We start from the raw sequence: 22,335 nt of genomic DNA, 5'->3' as shown, positions 1-22,335 counted from the left end.
CATTATCTACTTTACGATTTATAGATGAATTAAACGTCTCTATTATTAATTTCATAGAAATTTATACGTTAGTTTTTTAGAAACTTCTTTTAAAATAAATATAAAATATAATACACATGACCAAAGCTATAATTGACGATATCAAACCTAATTTGATAAATGGGTTTGAATAAACAAATCGCACACTATTTTCTCCATTATCTAAGATCACATACATGTAATTCATAGGTCCAATTCTGGGATCAACTTTTTTACCATTTACATAAGCATTCCAGTTTTCATGATATGGAACTAATAGCAAAAGTTTTTCTCCTAAAGAAGCAGATGCTTTTATTTCAAATGTGTTTCCACTATAAACTATATCTTCCACTTTTCCATCTGCGTCATTTCTTGATTTGATGAGTAATTCCCTGTCTTCTGGATTGTTTATTGCAAATCTTCCCTGTTCTCCCTCACTTAAAACAAACGCAATGCTCTGAAAGTTTACATTTTTATAAACAAACCAGTTCTGGTTATTAAAAGAAACATTTTCGATAAGTTGGTACCCTGTAGGATCAACTAGAGGTTCTTTTGAAAAATAGTACTTGACGCCGCTTAATGTATTCATCGTATTATGGCTGGCAAAACCATAGGAGCGCCACTTTAATGATGATTGACTATATTGATCAACAATTTCTTGCGAACGATTATTAATAACGCTAAACCAATAAGACAATCCATAGTAATCGTTAATCATTGCTACATTTTCAGGTCGTCCATTTATACCCGTAAGAATATCATTTGATACTCTATACAACTCAGAATCTTTTTGTACTTTAGTTGAAAAGTTTACGGGTGAGTTGGTATAAACTTCAGAATTTTCATATGCAATAAATTCTTTTGTCCAGTCATAACCGTAGCTACTATAGACACCCCATAAATTGATAATAATATTCACAAATACCATCAATCCTGTTAGAGAAAAAATAATATTTATTTTTTTGCCCTTACTTTTATGTTGAGCAAACTCTTTCTCCAAAATCTTTCTGTATTCGGTCAATACATATGCTAAAATTCCTGACAATAATAAATGAACAATAAATACCCACCTATCATTTGTCTGACCAAAACCATTAAATAGATACCCAGTAATTGGTAATGAATAAGCGACAAAAGTAATTACAAAGAAAATCAAACATTGTAATTTTCTTCTATTGTTAGGTAAAAACAACAATAATACAACTGCCAATAATTCCAGTATGATAATTCCGGACAAAAAATTTGGTGGTTCTACTGCTTGTAGACTAATTAATTTATCAAATTTTATTGAAACATTAGGAATATAGTTATTTGAATTAAAAACTATATTTTGAATTGGCTCGCTTTTTCTTTCACTTAAAAAATAACTTTGAAGAGTTGGAAAGAAAAATGGTGCCGCTAAAAGTATACCAACAGTATAAGCAAAAATAGATTTTACTATTTCTAAAATCATTATTCTAAAACTCTTTTTCTGAAACAAAAGTCTTATAGGGAGGTAAAAAGCTAGAACAACTGAAATCATGAATAAAAAATAAAATCCGCATAGGGCAGCGTACATTACCGATACAATAAAAAGAGTAAACTTTTTATTATAAATAATCTTTTCAACACCTAACAAAATCATCGGAGAAAAAATTAATACGGACAACCACTCAACGTACCTTGTTCCACCCATTACGGAAAAGCCACAAAATACATAAGCCAAAGCACTTATATTAACAGCTACTTTATCAAGATTAAAGTTCGATAGATACTTTATAAGTGATAAACCTGACAACCACATCCTAAATACAATCATAAAAGAAAATAAATATGGGGCATTTCTATCATTTACTAAAATCGCAAATATGTTTAATGGATCACCAAAACCATAGTAGTTTAAGGAACCAATTATGTCTTCTCCCATACCAATTGCAAGATCAAAACTTGGAAACTTTAATTGTCCATTAAAAATCCCTAAAAATATTTCTTGGAGGTATTTTCCAGTATAGATGAAAGCTGGATAATACTGTCCTAAACCATCTATATTCCAAACTAAAGATAAGTTTTGACTCCACAGAGGATAGTATCCTATAAGAATTATCATAACAAACAAAATTGTATACACAATAATATCATGATACCTCATACGTGACTTGTTAATTTTTTTCAATAGTAGTACTCCTTTTATCATATTGGTACATGAATATTCCCTAACACATAATATCAGTAAAATTAACACAGTTCAATTCTATTATTAAACTAAAAATATAAAAAACCCTCATACTCATTTAAAGTATGAGAGCATGTTTCAATTGCAGTAAGAATGTGAGTAGCATGTTCCACAATGCTTTTAATTCTTTAACAGTCACATCAATCTGCTCCTTATTTTTTATGATTCTATGTACAAGCCCGCCGAAGCGGGCTATTTTTGTTGACAAAAAAATCCACTCTTTGCATGAGCAATTCTAAAATCAATTAAATTAACTCACCTTTTGCCTGATCGTTATGTGACAATTCTGTAAGTTGTATTTTTTTACCCTGAGTGCTATTTTTTATTCAAAGAAACTTATTTCAGATAAAAGGTGAAAAAATGTCGACCGTAACCGCACTCACAATTGTTGTCCCTATTTATAATGCTGCAGAACATTTGACTCGATGCATTGATTCAATAACTGCAAATACGTTTAGAAACTTTGAGTTACTGTTAATTAACGATGGGTCAACTGACAACAGCTTAGAGATCCTAAAAGAAAAAGAAATGGAAGATTCAAGAATAAAAGTTATTACAAAAATCAATGAAGGTGTATCTAAAACTAGAAATCTTGGAATAAAAGAAGCGACCGGGAAATTCATAATGTTTATAGATAACGACGATTATATTGAGAAGGATTACATTCAGACATTTATTGATAATTGTATCAAGAACGATGCTGATTTGGTAATCGGTGGTTATAAGCGTGTGAACAAAAGCAAAATCATGTTTTCTGATTTTCCACGGGATTGTGATTGGGGAAAATATGTTATTCTTGCGCCGTGGGCAAAAATTTATAATCGCCAGATTTTGATAGACAACAATATCTTATTCTTAGATTATCCAATTGGTGAAGATGTTTACTTTAATTTAAAAGTATTCAGCAACACCAAAAAAATAGTGTCAATTGATTATATCGGATATAATTGGTATTTTAATGGCAACAGTATCTCAAATACTAGTCAAAAAGGTTTTAATAAAGATATTGATATTCTTTTCTTATTAGATAAGTTAATTGAAGCTGCACATGGCCAATCAGATGCCTACTTAAAATACTTTATTAAGCGTTATTATGTTTGGTTCCTTCTGTTCTCAGGAAGACAGGCTCATAGAAATGATTTTCTAATTGAACATAAACGAATTAAAAAATGGATTTCTGACAGGAAATTTGATAGTACACTCAACCCTTTATCTAATGAACTAAAAGGAGAGGGAATAAAAAACAGGTTAATAGTTTTCGCTTTTCGATCACTCGAAAAATCGCATCTAATTCCTCTTTTTTCTAAGTTTTATTGTAAAGGAACTATCGGCTGCAAATCAAAACAAGCAATTTAATTGAAAACTTTCTTTTCCTAATAATAAAAAAAATGCCCACTCAAAATAAAAGAGTGGGCTTTTTTTTATGCTTCTGTTGCTACTTTGCGAAGATACGCAACTTGAACTGGATCTGTGTGAATCCAAGTGTCGTATCCTGCTTTTTCCATCATCGTTTGGATTTTTTTCAAATCGCCTTCTGATTTCACGTGAGTAAATTTGTTTCCTGTCAAAAAGTAAACTTTCGGATCATTTTGATTTCTAAATAGCAACATGGTTTCTCCTACTTTCTTTGTTTGAATTTGTGGTGTGTTCGCTTGTGTGCTGTTGCTTGTATTGCTGAAAACTGCGTTCTTGAATCGTTCGAATTCACTTGGTTTTGCCACCCAAGGAGCTGGACAGTTTTTGCCTGTTACGTCAAAGTGGCGCCAAATCTTCTCTCTCGTAATATGAGGATAAATGGCGATCAATTCTTTGACTACCTTCACAGCATTTTGGAATGTCTTTTCCGTAATGTTTCCATTCTTGTCTAAGCACATTTCAACACCGATCGTTGAATAGTTGGCGTTGCCTATCTTAGAATACAGTGGACGATAGCGTGAACCATCTGCATTGTATTTGCTGATTTCGTTGGCGTGATACGCAACTTCGTTTAAGGGAATGATACAGAGTGCTTCAATATCATCTATAAACAGTTGAGCAGAAGCATAGGTTCCTTTTAGATTATTAAAATAGTTCTTGTGGTTTCGTGCCGTACCACCATTGTTGGCGGTGTAATGCATGACGATACCATCAATACCGTTATTCCTGATACCTGGTCTTGAGTACTCATTAATATTGATATACTCGTATTTGATGAAACTCATATCAATCATCCTCTCTAAAAAAAGGAGCAGCCGACCGGCTACTCCTTCTTTTCTGTAAATTCTTGGCCATCGCCATATTCTGGAACATTTTCACTATCCAGAGCTTGGGTTTCAGATTGACCATCACCATAATCGATTTTGATTTCTGTTACTTTAGGTTTTGGATTTTCAGTACTATCTTGTAATTTAGTTAGTCTTTCTTTTACCCAGTTTGGAATTGGAATCCCCAGTTGTCCAAGATTTTCAATAATTGAGATTCCATAAACTGCGATATAGAAAAAGACGAATGCGGTCGCAAACGTCTCGAGATTCATAATCTTTAGGTACGGATAAGCAATGATCACTAAGCACACAACTAGCATATGCTTAACAATGCCAAGTAATCCTTTTGTACTATTAGCGTCTTTGATAAATACCCCTTTGCAAAGTCCTGTCACGATATCTCCTACCACTACCCACAAGAACAGCTGAACATAACCATTTGTCAACAACCCTCGAAATTCATTTAGTAACACTCCATTATCAATAATCACCATATTTACCACCTTTTCTATTATTTAAACAAAGTCCGCGTTCCAAAAACTCTTTCATTCTGTTTTCCCCCAACTGAACATACACCTACTTTCCAATAAATTAAAAGAGCAACCTATTCTGGTTGCTCTTTCGTAAATGTTTCTCCGATTTTTTCCTGAACTAGATTCAGAATGAAAGATAGATCCAATTCATCTTTACCAATATTCACTTGACCAGAAAAAGACTGTACATCTCCTACCTTTCCGTCGACATAAACAGTATATCCCTTTACTTGTTTTTGCGCGTCATAATTAAATGTAATACTTGCAATATTCATCGTTTCACCTCCCCTATATACTAACAAATCTAATCCCTGATAGTGAGATATAAGTCACACCACTGTCTGCGGAAGCTACCATCAAATCACCATTTAATTCTACTTGTATACGACCAGATCGACCAGAATTTGCCCCACATAAAAAAAGTTCAAGCATTGAAGCAGCATAAGGAATCGACCCGATTCTTCGTCCGGTTAAATCGAAATTCCCACTGGACGGTCCCACACGACCTCTCAACTGGACTTCATAACTACCATCTATAAGTCTAATTCTCCGATATTGAGGAGTGGCCCCTTCTATTGTGACAAATCCACTTGCTAATGGAATATTTACCCAAGGTGCCGGATTTAAAGCGGCCGCTGGCAAGTAACCACCGACTCCACTTTCAACCATGTATAACTTCCCTTGTCCTAACTGTGTTGTTCTAGCCGGTGCAGAAGAACTAGCTTTGTAGGTATCAACAAATCCTTGGACACGATCCATTGTGGTCGTCCATGTTGACCCGTCCGAACCGGTTCGTGCAATAGTCACATTCCCATCTTTCATAGTAGTAGTTCCAGTATAAGTTACACCAGAATCTGTATAGGAAAATATATTTACAATCTCTGCTCCTTCTAACCTTTTGAACACCCCATTCTCAGAAAGAATGTTGGTAGCAAGCAAGTTATCAATAGGCATCCCCCACATACTCCAAACAGTTCCGTTAAACACTTTAATGATTTGAGGAGTGACGCTGCTGTCTTGCCATAAAGTTCCTTTTGTTGGATTGGCAGGTGCTGTATCAGAGATAACAATCGCATCTTTCCCTTGTTGAGCGACAAGATAGAAATAAGCACTGTAGGTATTATCCGTATATTTGAACCTTGTTCTTGTCCACATATACCAGCCCGCTTTAGGTGTGGGTCTTGTCCCTGACCATCCAGACGTTGGCGGAGTTGTTCCATCTTGAGAAATAGCATAGCTGATTTCCTCTGCAGTAACCCCTTTGCCGGGGTTCCCTGTTGCCCCTTGTAAAGATAGAGCGTAAGAAAACTGCTTCGTAAATGTTTTTCCATCAGCTGTGATTGTGATTGGCACGGTACCGCTTTTTGATACTAATGCAGTTGTAGCTGTTAATGTGATTATTGATCCACTCACACTAGAGGAGAGTCCTGTCGGCTTAGTTCCTACAGTAATGCTAGTAGGCGTAATTTTATTGATGCCTTTATATACGATCACTTCTGTTGTTGTTGATCCAGCCAATGCTGCAGTTGTTGATCCAGCAAAGGTGTAGGATTCGTTCGTCAGAAACACAGTATAAGCATCTGATCCAGGAGGTCCTTCTCCACCGTCTTTGATTCTAGAAATAGTGAATACATCGCTCACAGTCGCATCAGCCGCCTTGATGGTGAATGTATCAAATACAGCTTTTGTAGGATCGATCGTAACAGTGTTGCCTGCTCGAGTAACTCCTGTAGGAACAGCTGAACCAAAATTACCACCGTTTAGACTATACGTCCAATTTAATATAGCGGTATTCACTGCAGTTCCGGTCACAGAAAAACTAGAAGCTGGAGTGATCTTTCCATCTTTATCAACTGTGATCGCTTGTGTTGTTCCTGACAAAGAAATGAGTGGTGCAGGATCACCTTTGTCCCCTTTGGAACCTTTCGTCAATGACCACGTATAATCACTTGGCTTTTTACTATCTGCTTCCGTAAAATCAACATACTGCCCAATATAATCCCCACCGTCTTCTCCGCCATTTCCCGTAAAAGTCAATCCGCCATCATTCGAATATTTGATATGCAGATATGACGTCTTTCCGTCTGGTCCTGGTTCTCCGGGAATACCAATACCAGGATCGCCTTTCGTTTGTTGCCACTTATAAACGCTTGGACTGGTAGGTGCAACGTTCGTTTCCGTTGTAGCATAACCAGTATATTTAGCATTTGCCGGATCTGTAGTCATTCCTGATCCATCGGCATTCTGAGAGTATCTTATCCATAGATAAGCACTCTTCCCATTTTGACCGGGTTGTCCGTCAAAATAATCAACATTTTTTACCGGTGTATAGCCGTCTTTTCCTTGCGGTCCCATGAATGGTATCCATGGTTTGTAATCGTCAGGATTATCAGACCCAACTTGATTCGTATCTGAATAGAATCCTTCGTATTTTGGATAGGCATTTTCGTAGTCTTCATCTGGTCTTGGGGTCCAAATAGAGTTGTAGGTTCCATATGCAAACTTAGCTCTCCATACAATAAATTCAATAGCAGCTCCTACTGACAATCTTGTAATGGAAAATTGCCTAGCTGCCCCAGTAGGGTGCGAGTAGTCTTTAGCTAAGAAAGTAACCCATTTAGCTTCACCTGCTTCAATTCTTGTTGAAGTAGTGATATTACCACCTATATTAAAATCTATTGTACCTGTATTCTTAATATAAATAGAAATATCGTAATTCTCTTTTACCCCAGCAGTGGTCATACTTCCAGCTGGCATCGTACAGGCTATAGTCGAAGTACCACCACTGATTGCATATTTTACAGCTGTCGCGGCATTCCATTCTGGAACTGATAAGTTGGCAGTCTTAGTTGAGGTCGCTCCAGCATAAGCAATAGCATTAGGTGATTCCGAATTTCTAAACAAATTCTCATTCGGATAAACCTTGGTAAAGGTACCGTCTGCCATCAAATATCCACGATGTGGGTAGTATGTTTCGCCTGGTTCTCCTTTCTTACCATCATCGATATTGGTAACTGTCACCTCAGCGCCACCACGCACATTCCCCGAATCGTCTGCTACTTCAAAACGAAAGACTGCCTTTTCTTCGATATCTGCAGCATTGATTGTCACTGTCTTGGTATTTGAAAACAAAGTGCCATCTTTATACCATTTCAGACTAAAGGTATCTGTTACATCCTTGATACCATCTCTAACACGAGCAGTTAATGTGGTACTGCCGAATCCATTCTTAAAAGTCACCCCATCACTAGTGATGATTTCATACGTAAAGACTTTATTTGCTTCTATCAATGCTTGAACACGAGCAAGTAGAGTAGTATCCACTTCTGATTGTAGAATCTGAGCATTAGTAAATTTTGTTTGGTTTCTATTCGGCTCATCAAAATAAATATCTTGTTCACTTACTCGAACAGATAAATTCAACGCCGGCTGATACTCTGTATTCAAAGCCCTGACTGTATCGCCGATTCCAAGATATTCATACGACTTTATTGTTACTGTAACTTCCACCTGTGATAGTTTTTTCAACTGTGCTAATGCTTGGCCTGCTAAGGTGTTTTGGTTTTTAGTTTCATAGGACCAATTCTTTTTGATATACCCTTCGCCATTCATTTTTGCCATAAAAATGTTTCTTGCTTGAACAGCATAAATTATCGCGGAAGCTTTAGGACTGTAAAAAAGTTGATTGCAATCCTTATCTCGTTCATCGATTTCAATACCCGCTATTGTTAAACCATCTGTTCCGATCGGCTTAATGGCAGTTTTTAGGTTATCAATGTTATCTTTCACTTCGATTGTTTCAACATTGTTCCCCCACTCAAGAAGAACATCCTGTCGATTATTTCCTACACCTTGGTTTTTATCATCATTCGCTTTGTACACATTCAAAACAATTTGAGATAGGCCCCAGTGCTGATTCAATTGCGTAACAAACTCAATCTCTGCATCAAACCTCGTTGCTAAACTAAACAAGCGAGCAAGAAGATCATCTTCGCTGCCTTCCCATTCTAATTGCAGTTTTTTGTCCGCTACTTCATTGATCCCCATAACCAATGGATTGTCACCAGCAAACAAAAAGACCTTGAGGTATTCCTCAAAGGTCATCGCTTTTGCGGCTTTATATTCAGAAGCATCTTCATTTCGCAATTCCAAAGTCAGGCTGTCAGCTTGTACGGTAACATACTTCTCATTTTTAACCATATCCGTAATATCAAAATGATAGGCAGTGTTTTTATAAATAAAGGAGATCTTGTTTCCAACTTTAAAATAAGGTGACATAGCAGATTTTTGTAAGATGGAACATCGAAAGAATGCAGCAGTACCTAACAAATAGGTATGTAAATTCCCACCTTCATATTCATCAGTCACACAGAGTAATTGGTCTTTATTATCTAAGATTGCGATTAATGGTCGTTCCATTCTAAACAAACCTCTTTTCATACGTCCCAGTTATTTTAGGCGGAACGGTAGTAAATGGAGAATAAGGGAATTCAATATGATTTTTGCCAGGTACAAGATATGGAAAATTACTTCCCGTGATAAAATCTTCAAGTGTTTGGATTCCGTCCCGATAGATCATGTTCATGCCATTTTCTTTGGTGATAATCACATCTGATCCAGCTGAAAAGCGATTGGGAAGATCTTGCCAATACTGTGATTTCAAATCTGCAACCAACACATCCCTAAGTCCCATATTAGGAACAGCTTGTTGTGGTGTACGATCTGCATATTGACCAGTATAGAACTGGACTCGTTTCACTTTTTTTCCTTTTAAGAAGGGAACATTGACAGAATGATAGCCGCCATTCCAGAAAAACGTGATTTTCTCGCCTTCTTTTCTCAGATCAAACATATTTCGATTGTCATTTCTTGCTTGCGATCCATACGGGTTTGGAGGCAACCAATAAGATGGAGTCAGTGGGATACTTTTATAAATCTTTGTGCCGGCTCCTTCATTAATCAGAAAATACACAGTAGCACTATTTCCGTTCTTGTCTCTTTTGGAAATTGCCATCCCTGCCACAAATAGATTATTCTCGTCAACATAGGCTAATGTCCATTGACCAGTTTGCCCCATTTTTCCTGTTTCAAACCATGCCCTTCCCCACAAGTACGCACTTTCAATTGGATTTGGAAGAATCAGTTCCTTGGCTGTTCCATACCATTTTTTTGTACCTGATTTCTTGGCATCCGCTGGGATACCACCCATCCATCCACCATACGCAGTCGTTACCGGCATCTTGGCAACAATCGCCTTCTCTTGGTTCTCATAAAATGTCGTCGCATCCGTCCAATTGCTAAATACGCCGCCATCCTTTCCGATAATGATCTGCGCTTTTTCTCGGATCTCGCCATCTGCTTCATCAACATAACCAAGTTGTGTTAGAAAGGTATTTTCATCACCATGCATGCCAATAGCACCTAAAAATCCAGTTTCGGCATTATTATGGATCGTAAGTGTTAGCGGGGTTTTATCTGTTCCTTTATAATCAATATCCATCGCAAGAATTCCATTGGAATCAACTTTCGCGACTACACTATCCAGTGAATTATTATGAGCAACTCCATCAGTAATTTGAAAAGTTATAGTTCCTGTTCCATAAGTTTTTTTATCATCAAAACTTTTATCACCTTGAGGTATAGCATAATAAAAGAGATTCGGTTCATCACCAAATACTAATTTCCGAGGTACTTTAGTATTCAAAACACCCGCTAATCCTCTTCTCTTCTCTATCACATTACTTTTTATAAAAAAGGACATCTTGATTAAGGCTTCCTCGTTTGTACTGGAAACAAAAGCGTTACCAGCCTCACCAAAAGATTTTGATTCAATTGTGGTTGAAGGTCCAATCCCTCTGTCTAATGAGGTAATCTCGTCTATAAAAGAAGATAAGTCAACCTCACCAAAGAACACCGGTATTTTCATAACTTACCCCCTATTTCTATAAACTTTGTTTTCCATAATTTCTATACGATCATTTTCAATTTTTACCATTGGTGCTAAGATAGTTCCAGTCTTTTGACCATCTAATAACACTGTACCCTCTATAGTGATATACATAGGTTCATTTTTCTTTTGAGCGAGTGCGCCATCAGCAATAACTCTTTTAGCGGTATAGTTTCCATCAGATATAGTTTTAGATACATCCATTTGAAGTGTTTTATTAGAAAATGCATCTATTTCATCAGCAATAAAACTACTAGAAATACTTGCTGCCATACCTTTTACTGTTGCCTGTACATCTTTAAATTTATCTTTTAATGACTCGTTAAACCCTCCCATTATTGCTTTACCAGCTGGTACTAACAATTTTCGGTCATAAGAAATCGGTCCTTTGTGTTCTTTGATCCAATCTGCAATTCCTCCAACGAAGTTCTTTACTCCTTCCCAAGCAGCTTTTAAACCTCCTAGAAAGCCTTCCATTATCGCAGACCCTGCACCACTGATATCTATATTTTTCAGTCCGTTGATAACATTTTTTACATTATCAATAATGCCTGTTACTTTTGATCCAACGCTTGAAAATATGTTCCCCATAGCACTGAATCCAATACCAACTGTCGATAATACAGATTTAATGATATTTCCTGCAGCTGAAATTACTGATCGAATTGCGCCCCATATACTAGACATAACTCCACTTAATACACTCCCAGCACTTCCTAAGCCACTAAATACGACACGAATGCCGCTAATTGCACCTGATATCAAACTTCCTGCTATAGAGATAGCACTTTTTATATTTGACCATGCACTACTAAGAATAGAACTTAATGATCCCCCAGCACTGCCTAAATTTGTAAAGTACCCAATGACAGTTCCAACCCATTCGGCAACAGTTGTTAATGCCGGTACACAGGCTTTGAACGCTTCAACTAGCCACGTAATAACTGGCGTTAAAAATCCGATTGCACTTGTGATCATGTCGAATGTCGCAGAAACACCCATTAGAATTCCTTTGAAAACTCCTCCTAAAAATGCACCTACAACTTGTAAAACAGGCATCAGCGCACTAGCCAACACAGTGACGATAGGCTGAGCTGCATTCCACATTTTTACAAAAGAATTGACGACCATATCAATAGCAGGACTAACAATTGTCATCATTGTGCTGAAAGCATTCGTTATAGCAGGAATGATTGCAGAGATTACTGCTTGAAGCCCACTAAAATCAAGCTTAGTAAAGGAAGTAGCAATTGTGTTAATTATTGGCGTAAGTGTAGATACCACTGTTTGAAATAGCTGTGGAAGTTGACCAAAGGCTGTTTTAAATGCTTGAATTATTGGATCGATTGCGCTTCGAACGTTTCCTAACAACGTTGATAAACCTCCATCGATCCCAATTCCTAACTGTGACAACAATGCTTCTCCACCTTCGAGAAACCTTGGACCAGCTTCTTGAAATAGTGTAGAAAACACTACCGGCAGACCTTTCAATATATTACCGACCATTGGAATGAAGTTGTCGAATAAAAACGTTGAAGTGGTTTGTGCTAATGCTTGAAGAGAAGGAACTATATCACGTCCCAATGAAAGATTTCCAAGCACATTAGAAAACGCTGATTTCATTGAAGTAAAAGACCCGCTGAATGTTTCTGCAGCTTCTTTAGCTGTAGTTCCAGTAATTCCTAATTCTTCTTGAACAGCATGAATCGCAGTGTACACATCACTCAAATTGTTAATATCATATTTAACACCGGTTAATTTTGTAGCATCTGCTAAAAGTCTTTCCATTTCTGTTTTAGTTCCGCCGTAACCAAGTTTTAAGTTGTCAAGCATAGTATAGTTTTGTTTCGCAAATCCCTGATAGGCATTTTGAATATCACCCATATTTGTGCCCATTTTATTAGCATTGTCGGACATATCAACCATTGCCATGTTCGCTTTATCGGCAGCCTTTTCAGTATCTCCGCCCATAGATTGCAACAAACTTGCACTGAAACTAGTAACATTCTCCATATAATCGTTCGCCGATAATCCAGCCGTTTTATATGCTTCATTGGCGTACTGCTTTACCTTATCAGCACTGCCCTTGAAAAGAGTCTCAATCCCTCCTAATGACTGTTGCAATGCGGCACCCTCTGACAAAGAAGCAGAAATGCCTTTAGTTATAAGTTCGCCAATTTTAGCCGCTGCAATAATTCCACCAATCGCCGTAACTAGCTTACCGCCAATTAAATTTCCAGCACTTGTTCCTGCTGCATCAGCTTCACCAGACAATTGTTTTGTTATGGATCCACTAATTCCCTTGGCAGAGGGCATGATTTGTACAAAAGCTTGTCCTAATTCTGTTGCCATTATTCTTCACCCCTATTCGTTGAATCTCCAATCAGTTGTTTTCTCATACGAGTAAAATCCTCACCAGAATCAAATACAACTTCCTCTCTTTCGTTCATGTTATTTCCGACTAATTTAGAAAGAATCGATTCAGGCTGGTTTTTTCCTTTTTGGCCATCTTTTGTTTTTGCCCAAACCAAAAGCCTTAAGTTATCGTTTATTCCCGCTAATAAAAGAGTATTCAACGGAATTTTTTGCCCACTAAGCTTTTGCTTTATTCTAGATTCATCTCTAAGTCCACATGAAAAAACAGCTACCTTAGAAGCTGGCAGCTGTTTGTAGTCATATATTTTATAGGTTTCGGCTAGATCGCATATCAATGAACTTTCATCGATATTGATCATTCCGGCGAGGATTAGGAGTTTTTTGTTTGATCTTGATTTTGAAAAATATTTCCAAGTTCTTCAACCATTTTAGCAGCAGGAACAATTCCATCTTCATCTCGAACGTGTTCTTTCAAAGCTGCCGCCTGTTCTTTTCCTAAGAGAAGATTTAAAGCTTTCGGCGCAACCACAGGATTTTCATCAATTTCACCAATAACTTCTAAGAGTTCATAATTGTCTAATCGTTTTTCTTCGATAGAATATTTGAATCCTGACTTTGTTTCCCCTTTAATCATTGTCCTGAACCTCCCGTGCTAGCTGTTGGTTTCTGAATGTATTCGAAGTGAGTATTTCCTTCGTCATCAGACGGAATAGCAGTAATAGTTGTTTCATAACCTACTGCATCAGCATCAGTGTAACTAATTTCTCCGATTTCTGTTACTTTTCCGTTTGGGATAACAATTCTTTTAAGAATACCGCCTTTTAGAATCATGTCTGCAACTAAGACGTGTTCTTCAAGTTCTTTTGCGTTCGCTTTAATTTCAATTCCAGTATCAATTGTGCCTGTTACGTTTGTAGATCCATATACTTCCTTCAAGACCTCAGCATTTAACGCTTCAATCAAAGTGTAAGTAAAGGTATCTTCTTTCTCTGTTTGAGGACTTGCAACAGTATCCCCACCCCAGGCTTTAATATTTTCAGAAGAAGGTGTGTTTGAGTTTGTCATACCATCTTCTGAAATATATCCCAAGCTTTTGAATGCAGCATTTAATTCAGTTGTTGCATTTTTTGGCAATGTAGTTCCCAATGGTGCCGAATAAATGGCCCCACCTACCTTAGGTTTTGCAGTTGATACATTTTTTGCATCTGACATTTTTATTCCTCCCAATAACTATTTTCTTATAAAGTCACTTTGATTAATTCGTTGCTGTCTTTTGTATAACTATCTACATACAATTCTTCCTTGTCTCCATTGTATGTAGATTCATAATATTTTCCTTTTGCTGCTTCAACGTCACTTGAAAACAAGCCCTTAATATTTTGCAATGTTTTACACTGCCAGACGCAATAAACTTGTTCCGGCGTGCAACCTAGTTTTTTTGCAATAGCATTTCTTGAAACTTCATTAAATTTGCGGTCCATTTCTTATTCCTCCTAGTAATGAGTGATATCAAATACCGCTTGATATCGGTACTCTTTTGTTGTGGTATCTGTGTAGTTATAATCACTGTTCAGCTTGATCCTGCTGATGTCATTCAGTATGATTATTTCTTTTAAAACTTCTTTCAATTCAGCGTTTAACACAGCTGCTTCATACAATGAAGGTGCATAGCTTTGAAATGCATACGTTGAAGAAGAAATATGATTATTTTCACCACTACCAGTCTTTTCAAAAAGAACGTAGCTTTTTGGCATCTTCCCTTGCTTTTCTAAAAAAGACGGAACAGACAAATGACTATCAAGAAATTCTTTGATCACAATCTCAATCATTTACCGCACCGCCTTGAGCAACGTATTATTTTTCAGGTTGTCCTTTTTCGCTTGATATGTATCAGCATAAACCATCGCATTCGCCCTGGTCTTTCCGACAAACGTATCCTGTTTGTAGCCTTCCCCTGCACGATTACGAATTGCAGTTGCTTTTTCTTCTAGGACACCTTGCATTGCTGTTGATTTCATCAAACTAGCAACCCCACTACGATTTAATTTGAATTTCATGTTAGCCATAGCGTTCCACCATCACTTTCTTATTCCAATCAAGTGGAATTAAATCTTCGATTCCCTCGATAGGAAAACCAAAGGTTCTCCAGCGTTTGCCGAAGAATTTTACTTCCTTGTCTTCCCAATCATTAGTATCTCCTTTGGGAATAGCTAACATATATACCGCTTTTTTACCCGTCAAAGTAAGCTGATTTACAATATCATCAGTAGAAGTCGGACTGACCAAAACATTTTCTACATCGATATCTGTTTCTTCATAGATTGGATTTCCAAAAGGATCAGAACCCGTCTTCTCCAAACCCACTAACTGAATGGTTATGCCCTTCAAAAGTGCCATATGGTTCAATCACTCCCATCCGCTGTCGTCTTAATCCAAGGCGGCTTAATTCGCTATTCTTAATAAATAAACCGCCACCCGGCACAAGATACGATCCAGAAATGGAATAACCCAATGCTCCTTCTGCATATTGGGTCATCGGCTCCTGGTCCGTTGATGTCATAAGCGTTCTAGCTACAACGTCAACTGTTACTGATTTAACAACGTTCAAAAAGTAATCAGGCTTAACGCTGATCATGTTATCTAAATCTTTCCCCACCTTATCGGCTTCCATCCGGAGAGAATCAGAAACAATATTCAACAATTCAGTAGCTCGTGTGAATTCTTCCGGCTTAAGCACACGCCAGAGACTTGTTAGATCTTCAATAGTTGCAAAAGCTGTCATTAAGATCACTTCCCTTGCGACATCATCAATTCATACAATTCGGCTTTTTTAGAAGCAGCATTGTACTCAATTCCAAAAGCATCTAGCTCTTGCATAATTTGCTTTTTGGTAATACCTTCTAACCCATCCACTTGTTCTTCTTTTTCATCGACTTGTTTTTTTGGATCAGCAGCTGGTGTTTTAGCTTCATCGGCAGACTTTTTAACGTCTTCTTCATTCGGTTTTTTCGGCGCGTTTTCTTTTTTTTGTGTATCGGTAATCAAAATCCAATCGCCACCAGAAACAACACAAGGGCTACTAAAAGTAACCCCTGTTTTTGTGTTTTTATACTGCATTATTGTCCGCCTCCTGCTGCTGGTTTAATCACACGAGCAAAGCTATTGCCATCCATAATTCCCCAACCTAAATAAGTTTCAGATCGCAAGTACACTTGGTTGTAACCCTTCAAGTCTTGGCCACTGTTGTCTGGATCGCCATATTTGATAACTTCCAATGGGATTTCTTTCGCATATCCCCATTGGAACATGGAAGCGAAATCTCCAATTACAACTAAGTCATCCCCGCCGTTAGAAACTGTACGGTTGATATCTGTTGGAATTCCGCGAACAGCCCCAGGATTCGCACCCCAAGCAAGCTCCGGAAACTGTTTAACTCCGTTAACTTTATATGCTGCTAAAGCGGATGAAAATTGCGGATCCATTGCCATTCCAGAGATTACGCCTTCCGATCCTTGGATTAGTGAAGCAGCTGTTTCAATGTTGACATCTGGATCAGCTTCATTAAAATCAACTGTCTGAGTTACTTTTCCATCAAAATGATTTGTACCGATAATCGCTGATGCTGCGCCAGTACGTGGATTAACTCCGTGGAACGCCATCAAATCTAACCCACGAGCAAGCTTACGAGCATAGCCATCATTGAACGCTTTTACAATATCAATTTGTTCTGCTTCTGAAGCATACAAGAATTCATCAGAAATACGAGCACCATATTCGACTTTGATTGGTACGATAGTCAAAGGCGCAATAGAAATTCCACCGTGTGTTTTCTTACCATTTTCAGCAACGATATCGATTTCAGAATCCATAGTGAAAGTGAATTCTTTTTGACCGTTAAACGGAATTGGTTTTTGTTGAGATAAAGTAACCAGCGAGCTTTTCCCTTTCACTTTGTTGATAAGGTCTGAAACTAATTCTGGATCAAATAAACTTCCTTTTGATAATGTTGGCATAATATTATTCTCCTTCTAAATTAAGATTTTCAATTAGATTTTTATATGCGCCATCTTTACCTTCATCCAAATTCTTTTCAGTATTTTTCAAAGGTGGAGGCGTTTGTTTCTTGCTTACGAAACCTGCTAACCGTTCTGCATCTGCTTTGATGCTTTCTTCATCAGTACCGATTAAACGATCCGCCAAATCAATAGGCAATCCGTTTTGCAATGCAATTCTAGTACGCAAATTCACTGTTTCTTTCTCAGCAATTTGTTTATTTAGATCAGCTATTGTTTGCTCATGAGTCTTAGCGGCATTGCTTGTTTCCTCGATGGTTGATTTCAATGCATCTACTTCTGTTTCTAACGCAGCGTTACGTGTCTTGATCTCATCGTAATCAGCAAATTTCCCCTTTTCACGATTCAATCTCTCCTGGATAATACGGTCCAGTTCCTCTTGTGTTTCGATTGCCTTGAATGTCATAATACAAACTTCCTTTCTCCTGCTTGCCCGGCAGTTCGGTAATTTTACGTATTAAAAAACGACTACCGTTAAATAGTCGCCTAATACCTTTTTTGTTGTTTTTTCTTGGGCTTATTAATACTGCAAGCCCAATGCGCTAATAGCGCACTATCCATTAAACAGATATCTCTATCATCAAATTGCGATTTATAACCAAATCCACCATTGCTTCCGATATTACGCTTCTCACTGTTCGTAACTACCGAACTTAGTGACGGTTGATCTTTGTGGCAAATGGTTTGTTGGAATATTCCCTGTTCCCACAACGAATTGGCGGTAATGATCTCGGATACTTTAGGAAGCACTGGATCCTTGAGTTTAAAATCTTCCATTTCTTTGGTTAGGATATTTTGGCCACCGGCACCATCTATAACCACTGAATTTACGTTAGCTTTTCTCAAGAAATTAATGATCCATTGATTGCCATTTCTTACAGACACACAATCAATTGTTTCAACGAATATTTTTCCGGATAAAGTTTTAACCGCAATACTCATTGCAACATTCTGACCATCATTCCCATACTTGATACCAACATACAGAGGTCCTTTCAATACAGGCAAAGCTACTACTTTCAATCTTGACCAATCACTAGCAGAAATAGCAGATTTTTGATTGTACTTAGGCCAGTACCCTAAACGCTGCACGTTGTGATCGAGTTTGTCATCACCAAGTTCCGCTTCAATCTTTCTTTCCGTCAAATGATAACCTAATGAAGGATTGGAATTGTACCAAGCCTCGACATCATGGATATCTTTCATATCCTCAACTGACCATTCGGACCAACCAGAATACTTCGATTTACCAAACAACGTTTTGTCGCGATAACTTGTAAAAACAGTACCACTAGATACAGGAGTTGGTGGCGTACCACACATGATCGTCATTGGGTTTTTGCTATCGGTTACGGTATACTTCAACGCTGATTCTTGTTCAGTGGTATATTCTTGGGCTTCATCGATTACAAGCAGATCAAATCCTTCACCAAGACCACCGCTAGATGTTCTTGTTCTAAACTGGATCACGCCGCCAGTCGCATACAACTCCAATCGTTCTTGGCCTTTGGCTTTGATTGAATTGAAGTCTTCGCCCTCAATATATCCCGAATCTTCAAGCAGTTTTTTTACTTGTTCATACGAAGCGTGAGACGTACTGATCCTGTGAGCAGTATGCAATATGCTTAATCCTTCTTCAAGCGCATCTAATTCAACGATGTAAATAACTTCAGTTTTACCGTTTCGCCGTGGAATTGAGAAACCAAACTTTTGGTGAACCCACAAATCATCTTCATCAATGGCCAAAAGAGGTTCAAGCATATCGATTTGCCAATCGTAACAGTTGCGTCCGGTTCTTTGGTATCGTTCAACCGCTCTTTGAGATACAGATCTATCATATGGAAGAATTACCGATTGAGTAGGATGTTGATTACCAAATTTTACTTTAGTAGCCATAAACTATCCCCTTTCAATCTCGATCATGCATGATAACCCTGTCGCTGGGAGATATTGGATCACGCATCCTTTCTCAAATTAAGATTTTTCCTGTTTTGGATTTTTTGTTGCTTTTGCGGATCAGTCCAAGTTTTTGACCAGACATTTTGTTTTCGCCCATCGCCCGGTTTGTATTCGACTATGCATTTACATCTTTCGTGCCTTCTGTAAATATCATCTGGTAAATCGTAATAATCAAATGATCCAGCTAATTTTCTACACCAGTCGCATGCATGCCCAACAAGGGTTCTGTTGATTCTTGGTCTAAGACCTGACTTTGCATGAAAATCGACATTCGCTTTGATGACATCGTCAACGACACTTTGGCTAAAATTCACAATTGGTTCTCCTAATACCCATTTAACAGAGTCGAAATCATCTTCTGTAGATATCTTGTTTACAAGGCCATTTACCCTGTCTTGATTAAAATCAGGCTTCTGACCTCGAATTTTTATTGACGCTTCTTTGTTTAATAACTCTTGAACATCCACAGAAAAATTTGAGATTAAATCATAATTATTTTTCAAAGTCTCGTTGAGCAATCGATCCGCGATATTAAAATACATTTTCCCATCAGGTAGGATATCAACACTGATATGATTACCCAATACATTTGCTAGTATCTCCCCGATTTCAATAGCAAATTCATTTACATTTTTATACGTTACCTTGTTGTTTTTTAGCAAAGAAATAGTAGACTTCAACTTTTTACTGCTGATTGTCTGCTCTTTAAATTCATTATTTATTTTTTCTAACAATGCAGGAACAATATCATTATCCATTGACATCGCCGCCTTTGATTCCTGTTAAATCTCTGATTGTTTCACTGTTGATATAGCCAGGAATAGCTTGATTCAATTTGATTGCACCATCACCGATCAACGTGAGTGTATTGGCATCAGCTTCAAATAGTGGTTCCCATTTCGTAATTGTTTTTGCAAACTGATATCTAAAATAAGGATATTCATCGCGCAAACACGCTGCAATAAATGCTACATTCAATATTCCAGATCCTAACGATCGTTGTGCTTTACGTCCTGCCAGTCTTAAATTTTCATGACTAGCTCGAATCGCTTCAACCGATGACGGATTATCCGAAACAAATCCTAAATCATCCAATGTAAGCCCTGTCTCACCAGCGAATCCAGCAGCCGCCGTTTTCAGTTGTTCTGTAAATGGTGCCATGCTAGAAGTCGTAAATTGACCCACTGTAGGGCTGCCACCGTCTTCACCTTTAGTAAATTCAAGCATCGCCGAAATTGTTGCTTTCCAGGTATCCAACGGTTCTGAATCTTGATCTGTACCCAACACATATTTTTGTGGAAAAGAATAAAATTCTGCCGTGACATCCGCACGTTCCAAAGTACGCTTAGCGTAAGATTGATAATACATGCCTGATCGTGTGATTCGAGATCGACCGAACGGCCGTACTGCATCTGGTCGGTGGATCACCGGTACTAACAATGGATAGTCAAAACTGTGTGTAATAGGTTCGTCTGGTATTTCTTTATCAGCGTAATAGTAATACGTAATACCTGGAAGAAAATAAGCTTCAATTGCAGGATTTCCATCCTTATCTCTTTCAAGTACTGCATACCCCTCGTTTAATAATCCAGTGATTGGATCAATTACCCCTGTTGCGTTACTTGCTTCGATAATCTGCAGTCGCGGAATATCACCCTCTCCTTTTGAAATATAAACGAATGAGCAAGAAGCAATCAATGATGATAAAACCAAGCTATCAAAAAAGACATCTGGGTTATTTGCTTCAAAAATTTCGTTTACTTCAAAATCATCATGTTCAAATTCACGAAATACTAAACGATCCGCAAGTGAATCAACGCCTTTAGCACACCATCCTAAAACTGACCGATACCTTTTTCTTATTTCTGGTGGAATGGTAATGCCGAAAATCGATTCTTTCTTTTTCATATCGTATTGTTCATACCGCATATCAACACGAATTTTATGCGTAGAAAGCTTGTTTCTTAAATAATCAATGCCATAAAATTCCATTATTTTGCTCCTTTCAAAATGTCGCGCGAGAAAATATGTACAGTGACGGCGTGAAGCTCGGCCGCCAAGGCGGAGGGGTACCCATCCCCCCTCTCTCTTTGCGTGTATCAGATTTTAAAAACATTTTCGAATGATTGATTAAGTACAAACTATTTAGCTACCATAAGAAGCCCAATCAGTGCTTTGTGGAAGGTTTCTGTTCCCCACAACTTTCGGTGCCTCATCTTTGATTGAATATAACTTGTCAGACTTCTGTCGGTTGCATGTCCAATGAGCCAGTTGCAAGTTTTCGATGCTCGATGGATGACCACCTTTATTGATTGGTACAATGTGATCCACTACTGGACTCAAAGGATGTGGTGCCTTTAGTGTTTTATCAATAGGCTTACCACAAATGCCACACGTGTTGTGAGTTTTAAGCAATATCCTTTTGTTCTTCTCAAAGGCTACCCGATGAGGTCCTTGTCTGTCTGCTCTTAACGCCATTGTATAGGGTCCTTTCTTTAGGAGGTGGGGTACTAAAACGATTCAATGTTTAAAGCTTTAAATGCAGCTAACAACTTAGGGAATTGAAGTGCAATCCAATCTATTAACTCTTCATCTCTTCCCCATTTGCTGTTGTGATCCAAACCCGATTCAAATAAGATTGCATGAATAAGCTCATGTCTTATGGTTCTCTTTTCATAATGCTCCATAGCCTGCATGTTATTAGGATCACCATCATCAAGGGTAGCAATGAATATTTCTTTAGTTGTGAAGTCAGTGATCCCATCAGCTCCACTTATGAAAGGTCTATCGAGTTCTGTTGTATCTTTGTAAATTGTGTACTGTGTTCCTAGTACATTCACTTTGCTAAACTCTTTCATACATTTCCTCCTTTAATTTAAGTAAATATAAAAAGACAGCACTAGCGAATTTTGATTTGAAGTGATTCACCTCGTTTCAAAATAATGTGCTGTCTTTCTATTTATTCAAAGAAGTT

The 22,335-nt window shown here is 37.7% G+C and carries 23 protein-coding genes and 1 pseudogene; 1 reads left to right on the top strand and 23 read right to left on the bottom strand.

All coding sequences use genetic code 11. From position 1 onward, the window contains the following. Positions 1–76: 76 nt before the first annotated feature. The gene (locus tag P0G38_RS05190) at positions 77–2,170 is read right to left on the bottom strand and encodes a YfhO family protein (RefSeq protein ID WP_275854252.1); all 2,094 of its coding nucleotides are present in this window, start codon (positions 2,168–2,170) and stop codon (positions 77–79) included. Between the two features lie 420 nt (positions 2,171–2,590). On the opposite strand from P0G38_RS05190, the gene P0G38_RS05185 reads away from it, so the two are divergent. Continuing rightward, positions 2,591–3,586 carry a glycosyltransferase family 2 protein gene (locus tag P0G38_RS05185; RefSeq protein WP_275854250.1) on the top strand — a complete coding sequence of 332 codons (996 nt, stop codon included), beginning with the start codon at positions 2,591–2,593 and terminating at the stop codon, positions 3,584–3,586. A 65-nt stretch (positions 3,587–3,651) separates the two neighbouring features. On the opposite strand, the gene P0G38_RS05180 is transcribed toward P0G38_RS05185, so the two are convergent. The 22 genes and pseudogenes from P0G38_RS05180 to P0G38_RS05075 form a co-directional block, all read right to left on the bottom strand. After that, the gene (locus tag P0G38_RS05180; RefSeq protein WP_275854247.1) at positions 3,652–4,431 is read right to left on the bottom strand and encodes a peptidoglycan recognition protein family protein; all 780 of its coding nucleotides are present in this window, start codon (positions 4,429–4,431) and stop codon (positions 3,652–3,654) included. 167 nt (positions 4,432–4,598) lie between these two features. Beyond that, positions 4,599–4,967 (bottom strand): annotated as a pseudogene (locus P0G38_RS05175) (phage holin family protein); the annotation flags it as partial. Positions 4,968–5,077: 110 nt separating this feature from the next. Then, positions 5,078–5,281, bottom strand: a complete 204-nt coding sequence (locus P0G38_RS05170; protein WP_086295606.1) for a hypothetical protein — start codon at positions 5,279–5,281, stop codon at positions 5,078–5,080. A gap of 13 nt (positions 5,282–5,294) precedes the next feature. Beyond that, positions 5,295–9,425 (bottom strand): phage tail protein, encoded by a 4,131-nt coding sequence (locus tag P0G38_RS05165; protein WP_275854241.1) that lies wholly within the window; start codon positions 9,423–9,425, stop codon positions 5,295–5,297. A gap of 1 nt (position 9,426) precedes the next feature. Continuing rightward, positions 9,427–10,932 carry a distal tail protein Dit gene (locus tag P0G38_RS05160; protein WP_275854239.1) on the bottom strand — a complete coding sequence of 502 codons (1,506 nt, stop codon included), beginning with the start codon at positions 10,930–10,932 and terminating at the stop codon, positions 9,427–9,429. Between the two features lie 3 nt (positions 10,933–10,935). After that, positions 10,936–13,305 carry a phage tail protein gene (locus P0G38_RS05155; protein WP_275854237.1) on the bottom strand — a complete coding sequence of 790 codons (2,370 nt, stop codon included), beginning with the start codon at positions 13,303–13,305 and terminating at the stop codon, positions 10,936–10,938. Next, the gene (locus P0G38_RS05150; RefSeq protein WP_275854235.1) at positions 13,305–13,688 is read right to left on the bottom strand and encodes a DUF5361 domain-containing protein; all 384 of its coding nucleotides are present in this window, start codon (positions 13,686–13,688) and stop codon (positions 13,305–13,307) included. The genes P0G38_RS05155 and P0G38_RS05150 overlap by 1 nt, the downstream gene beginning before the upstream one ends. 11 nt (positions 13,689–13,699) lie before the next feature. Further along, on the bottom strand, positions 13,700–13,963 hold the full coding sequence (locus P0G38_RS05145) for a hypothetical protein (protein ID WP_154694545.1): 264 nt from the start codon (positions 13,961–13,963) through the stop codon (positions 13,700–13,702). Further along, complete coding sequence (locus P0G38_RS05140) at positions 13,960–14,541, bottom strand: phage tail tube protein (RefSeq protein WP_154694546.1); 582 nt, start codon at positions 14,539–14,541, stop codon at positions 13,960–13,962. Before P0G38_RS05140 ends, P0G38_RS05145 begins: the two co-directional genes overlap by 4 nt. A gap of 26 nt (positions 14,542–14,567) precedes the next feature. After that, on the bottom strand, positions 14,568–14,810 hold the full coding sequence (locus P0G38_RS05135) for a DUF6275 family protein (protein ID WP_275854232.1): 243 nt from the start codon (positions 14,808–14,810) through the stop codon (positions 14,568–14,570). Between the two features lie 12 nt (positions 14,811–14,822). Then, positions 14,823–15,158, bottom strand: coding sequence for a hypothetical protein (locus P0G38_RS05130; RefSeq protein ID WP_275854230.1), 336 nt, complete (start codon positions 15,156–15,158; stop codon positions 14,823–14,825). Then, positions 15,159–15,395, bottom strand: coding sequence for a hypothetical protein (locus P0G38_RS05125; protein ID WP_275854228.1), 237 nt, complete (start codon positions 15,393–15,395; stop codon positions 15,159–15,161). It abuts the gene before it with no gap. Further along, a complete protein-coding gene (locus P0G38_RS05120; protein ID WP_275854226.1) occupies positions 15,388–15,726 on the bottom strand; it encodes a hypothetical protein in 339 nt (112 codons plus the stop codon). Before P0G38_RS05120 ends, P0G38_RS05125 begins: the two co-directional genes overlap by 8 nt. Next, a complete protein-coding gene (locus P0G38_RS05115) occupies positions 15,668–16,111 on the bottom strand; it encodes a phage Gp19/Gp15/Gp42 family protein (RefSeq protein ID WP_275854224.1) in 444 nt (147 codons plus the stop codon). Before P0G38_RS05115 ends, P0G38_RS05120 begins: the two co-directional genes overlap by 59 nt. A 5-nt stretch (positions 16,112–16,116) precedes the next feature. Then, positions 16,117–16,446, bottom strand: a complete 330-nt coding sequence (locus tag P0G38_RS05110; RefSeq protein ID WP_275854222.1) for a hypothetical protein — start codon at positions 16,444–16,446, stop codon at positions 16,117–16,119. Continuing rightward, positions 16,446–17,342, bottom strand: coding sequence for a phage major capsid protein (locus tag P0G38_RS05105; protein WP_275854220.1), 897 nt, complete (start codon positions 17,340–17,342; stop codon positions 16,446–16,448). The genes P0G38_RS05110 and P0G38_RS05105 overlap by 1 nt, the downstream gene beginning before the upstream one ends. A gap of 4 nt (positions 17,343–17,346) precedes the next feature. Beyond that, on the bottom strand, positions 17,347–17,808 hold the full coding sequence (locus P0G38_RS05100) for a capsid assembly scaffolding protein Gp46 family protein (protein ID WP_275854218.1): 462 nt from the start codon (positions 17,806–17,808) through the stop codon (positions 17,347–17,349). Positions 17,809–17,888: 80 nt separating this feature from the next. After that, complete coding sequence (locus P0G38_RS05095; RefSeq protein WP_275854216.1) at positions 17,889–19,298, bottom strand: DEAD/DEAH box helicase family protein; 1,410 nt, start codon at positions 19,296–19,298, stop codon at positions 17,889–17,891. Between the two features lie 59 nt (positions 19,299–19,357). Further along, a complete protein-coding gene (locus tag P0G38_RS05090) occupies positions 19,358–20,119 on the bottom strand; it encodes a hypothetical protein (RefSeq protein ID WP_275854214.1) in 762 nt (253 codons plus the stop codon). Next, on the bottom strand, positions 20,112–21,353 hold the full coding sequence (locus P0G38_RS05085) for a hypothetical protein (RefSeq protein ID WP_275854212.1): 1,242 nt from the start codon (positions 21,351–21,353) through the stop codon (positions 20,112–20,114). The genes P0G38_RS05090 and P0G38_RS05085 overlap by 8 nt, the downstream gene beginning before the upstream one ends. A 153-nt stretch (positions 21,354–21,506) precedes the next feature. Further along, positions 21,507–21,839, bottom strand: a complete 333-nt coding sequence (locus P0G38_RS05080; RefSeq protein WP_275854210.1) for an HNH endonuclease — start codon at positions 21,837–21,839, stop codon at positions 21,507–21,509. Between the two features lie 32 nt (positions 21,840–21,871). Next, positions 21,872–22,219 (bottom strand): zinc metalloprotease, encoded by a 348-nt coding sequence (locus P0G38_RS05075; RefSeq protein WP_275854208.1) that lies wholly within the window; start codon positions 22,217–22,219, stop codon positions 21,872–21,874. Between the last annotated feature and the right edge of the window lie 116 nt (positions 22,220–22,335).

It is taken from the genome of Enterococcus casseliflavus, from assembly GCF_029215545.1.
GTDB lineage: Bacteria > Bacillota > Bacilli > Lactobacillales > Enterococcaceae > Enterococcus_D > Enterococcus_D casseliflavus.
The sequence above is the reverse complement of the archived record's forward strand: the minus strand, read 5'-3'. Positions and strand labels throughout refer to the sequence as shown.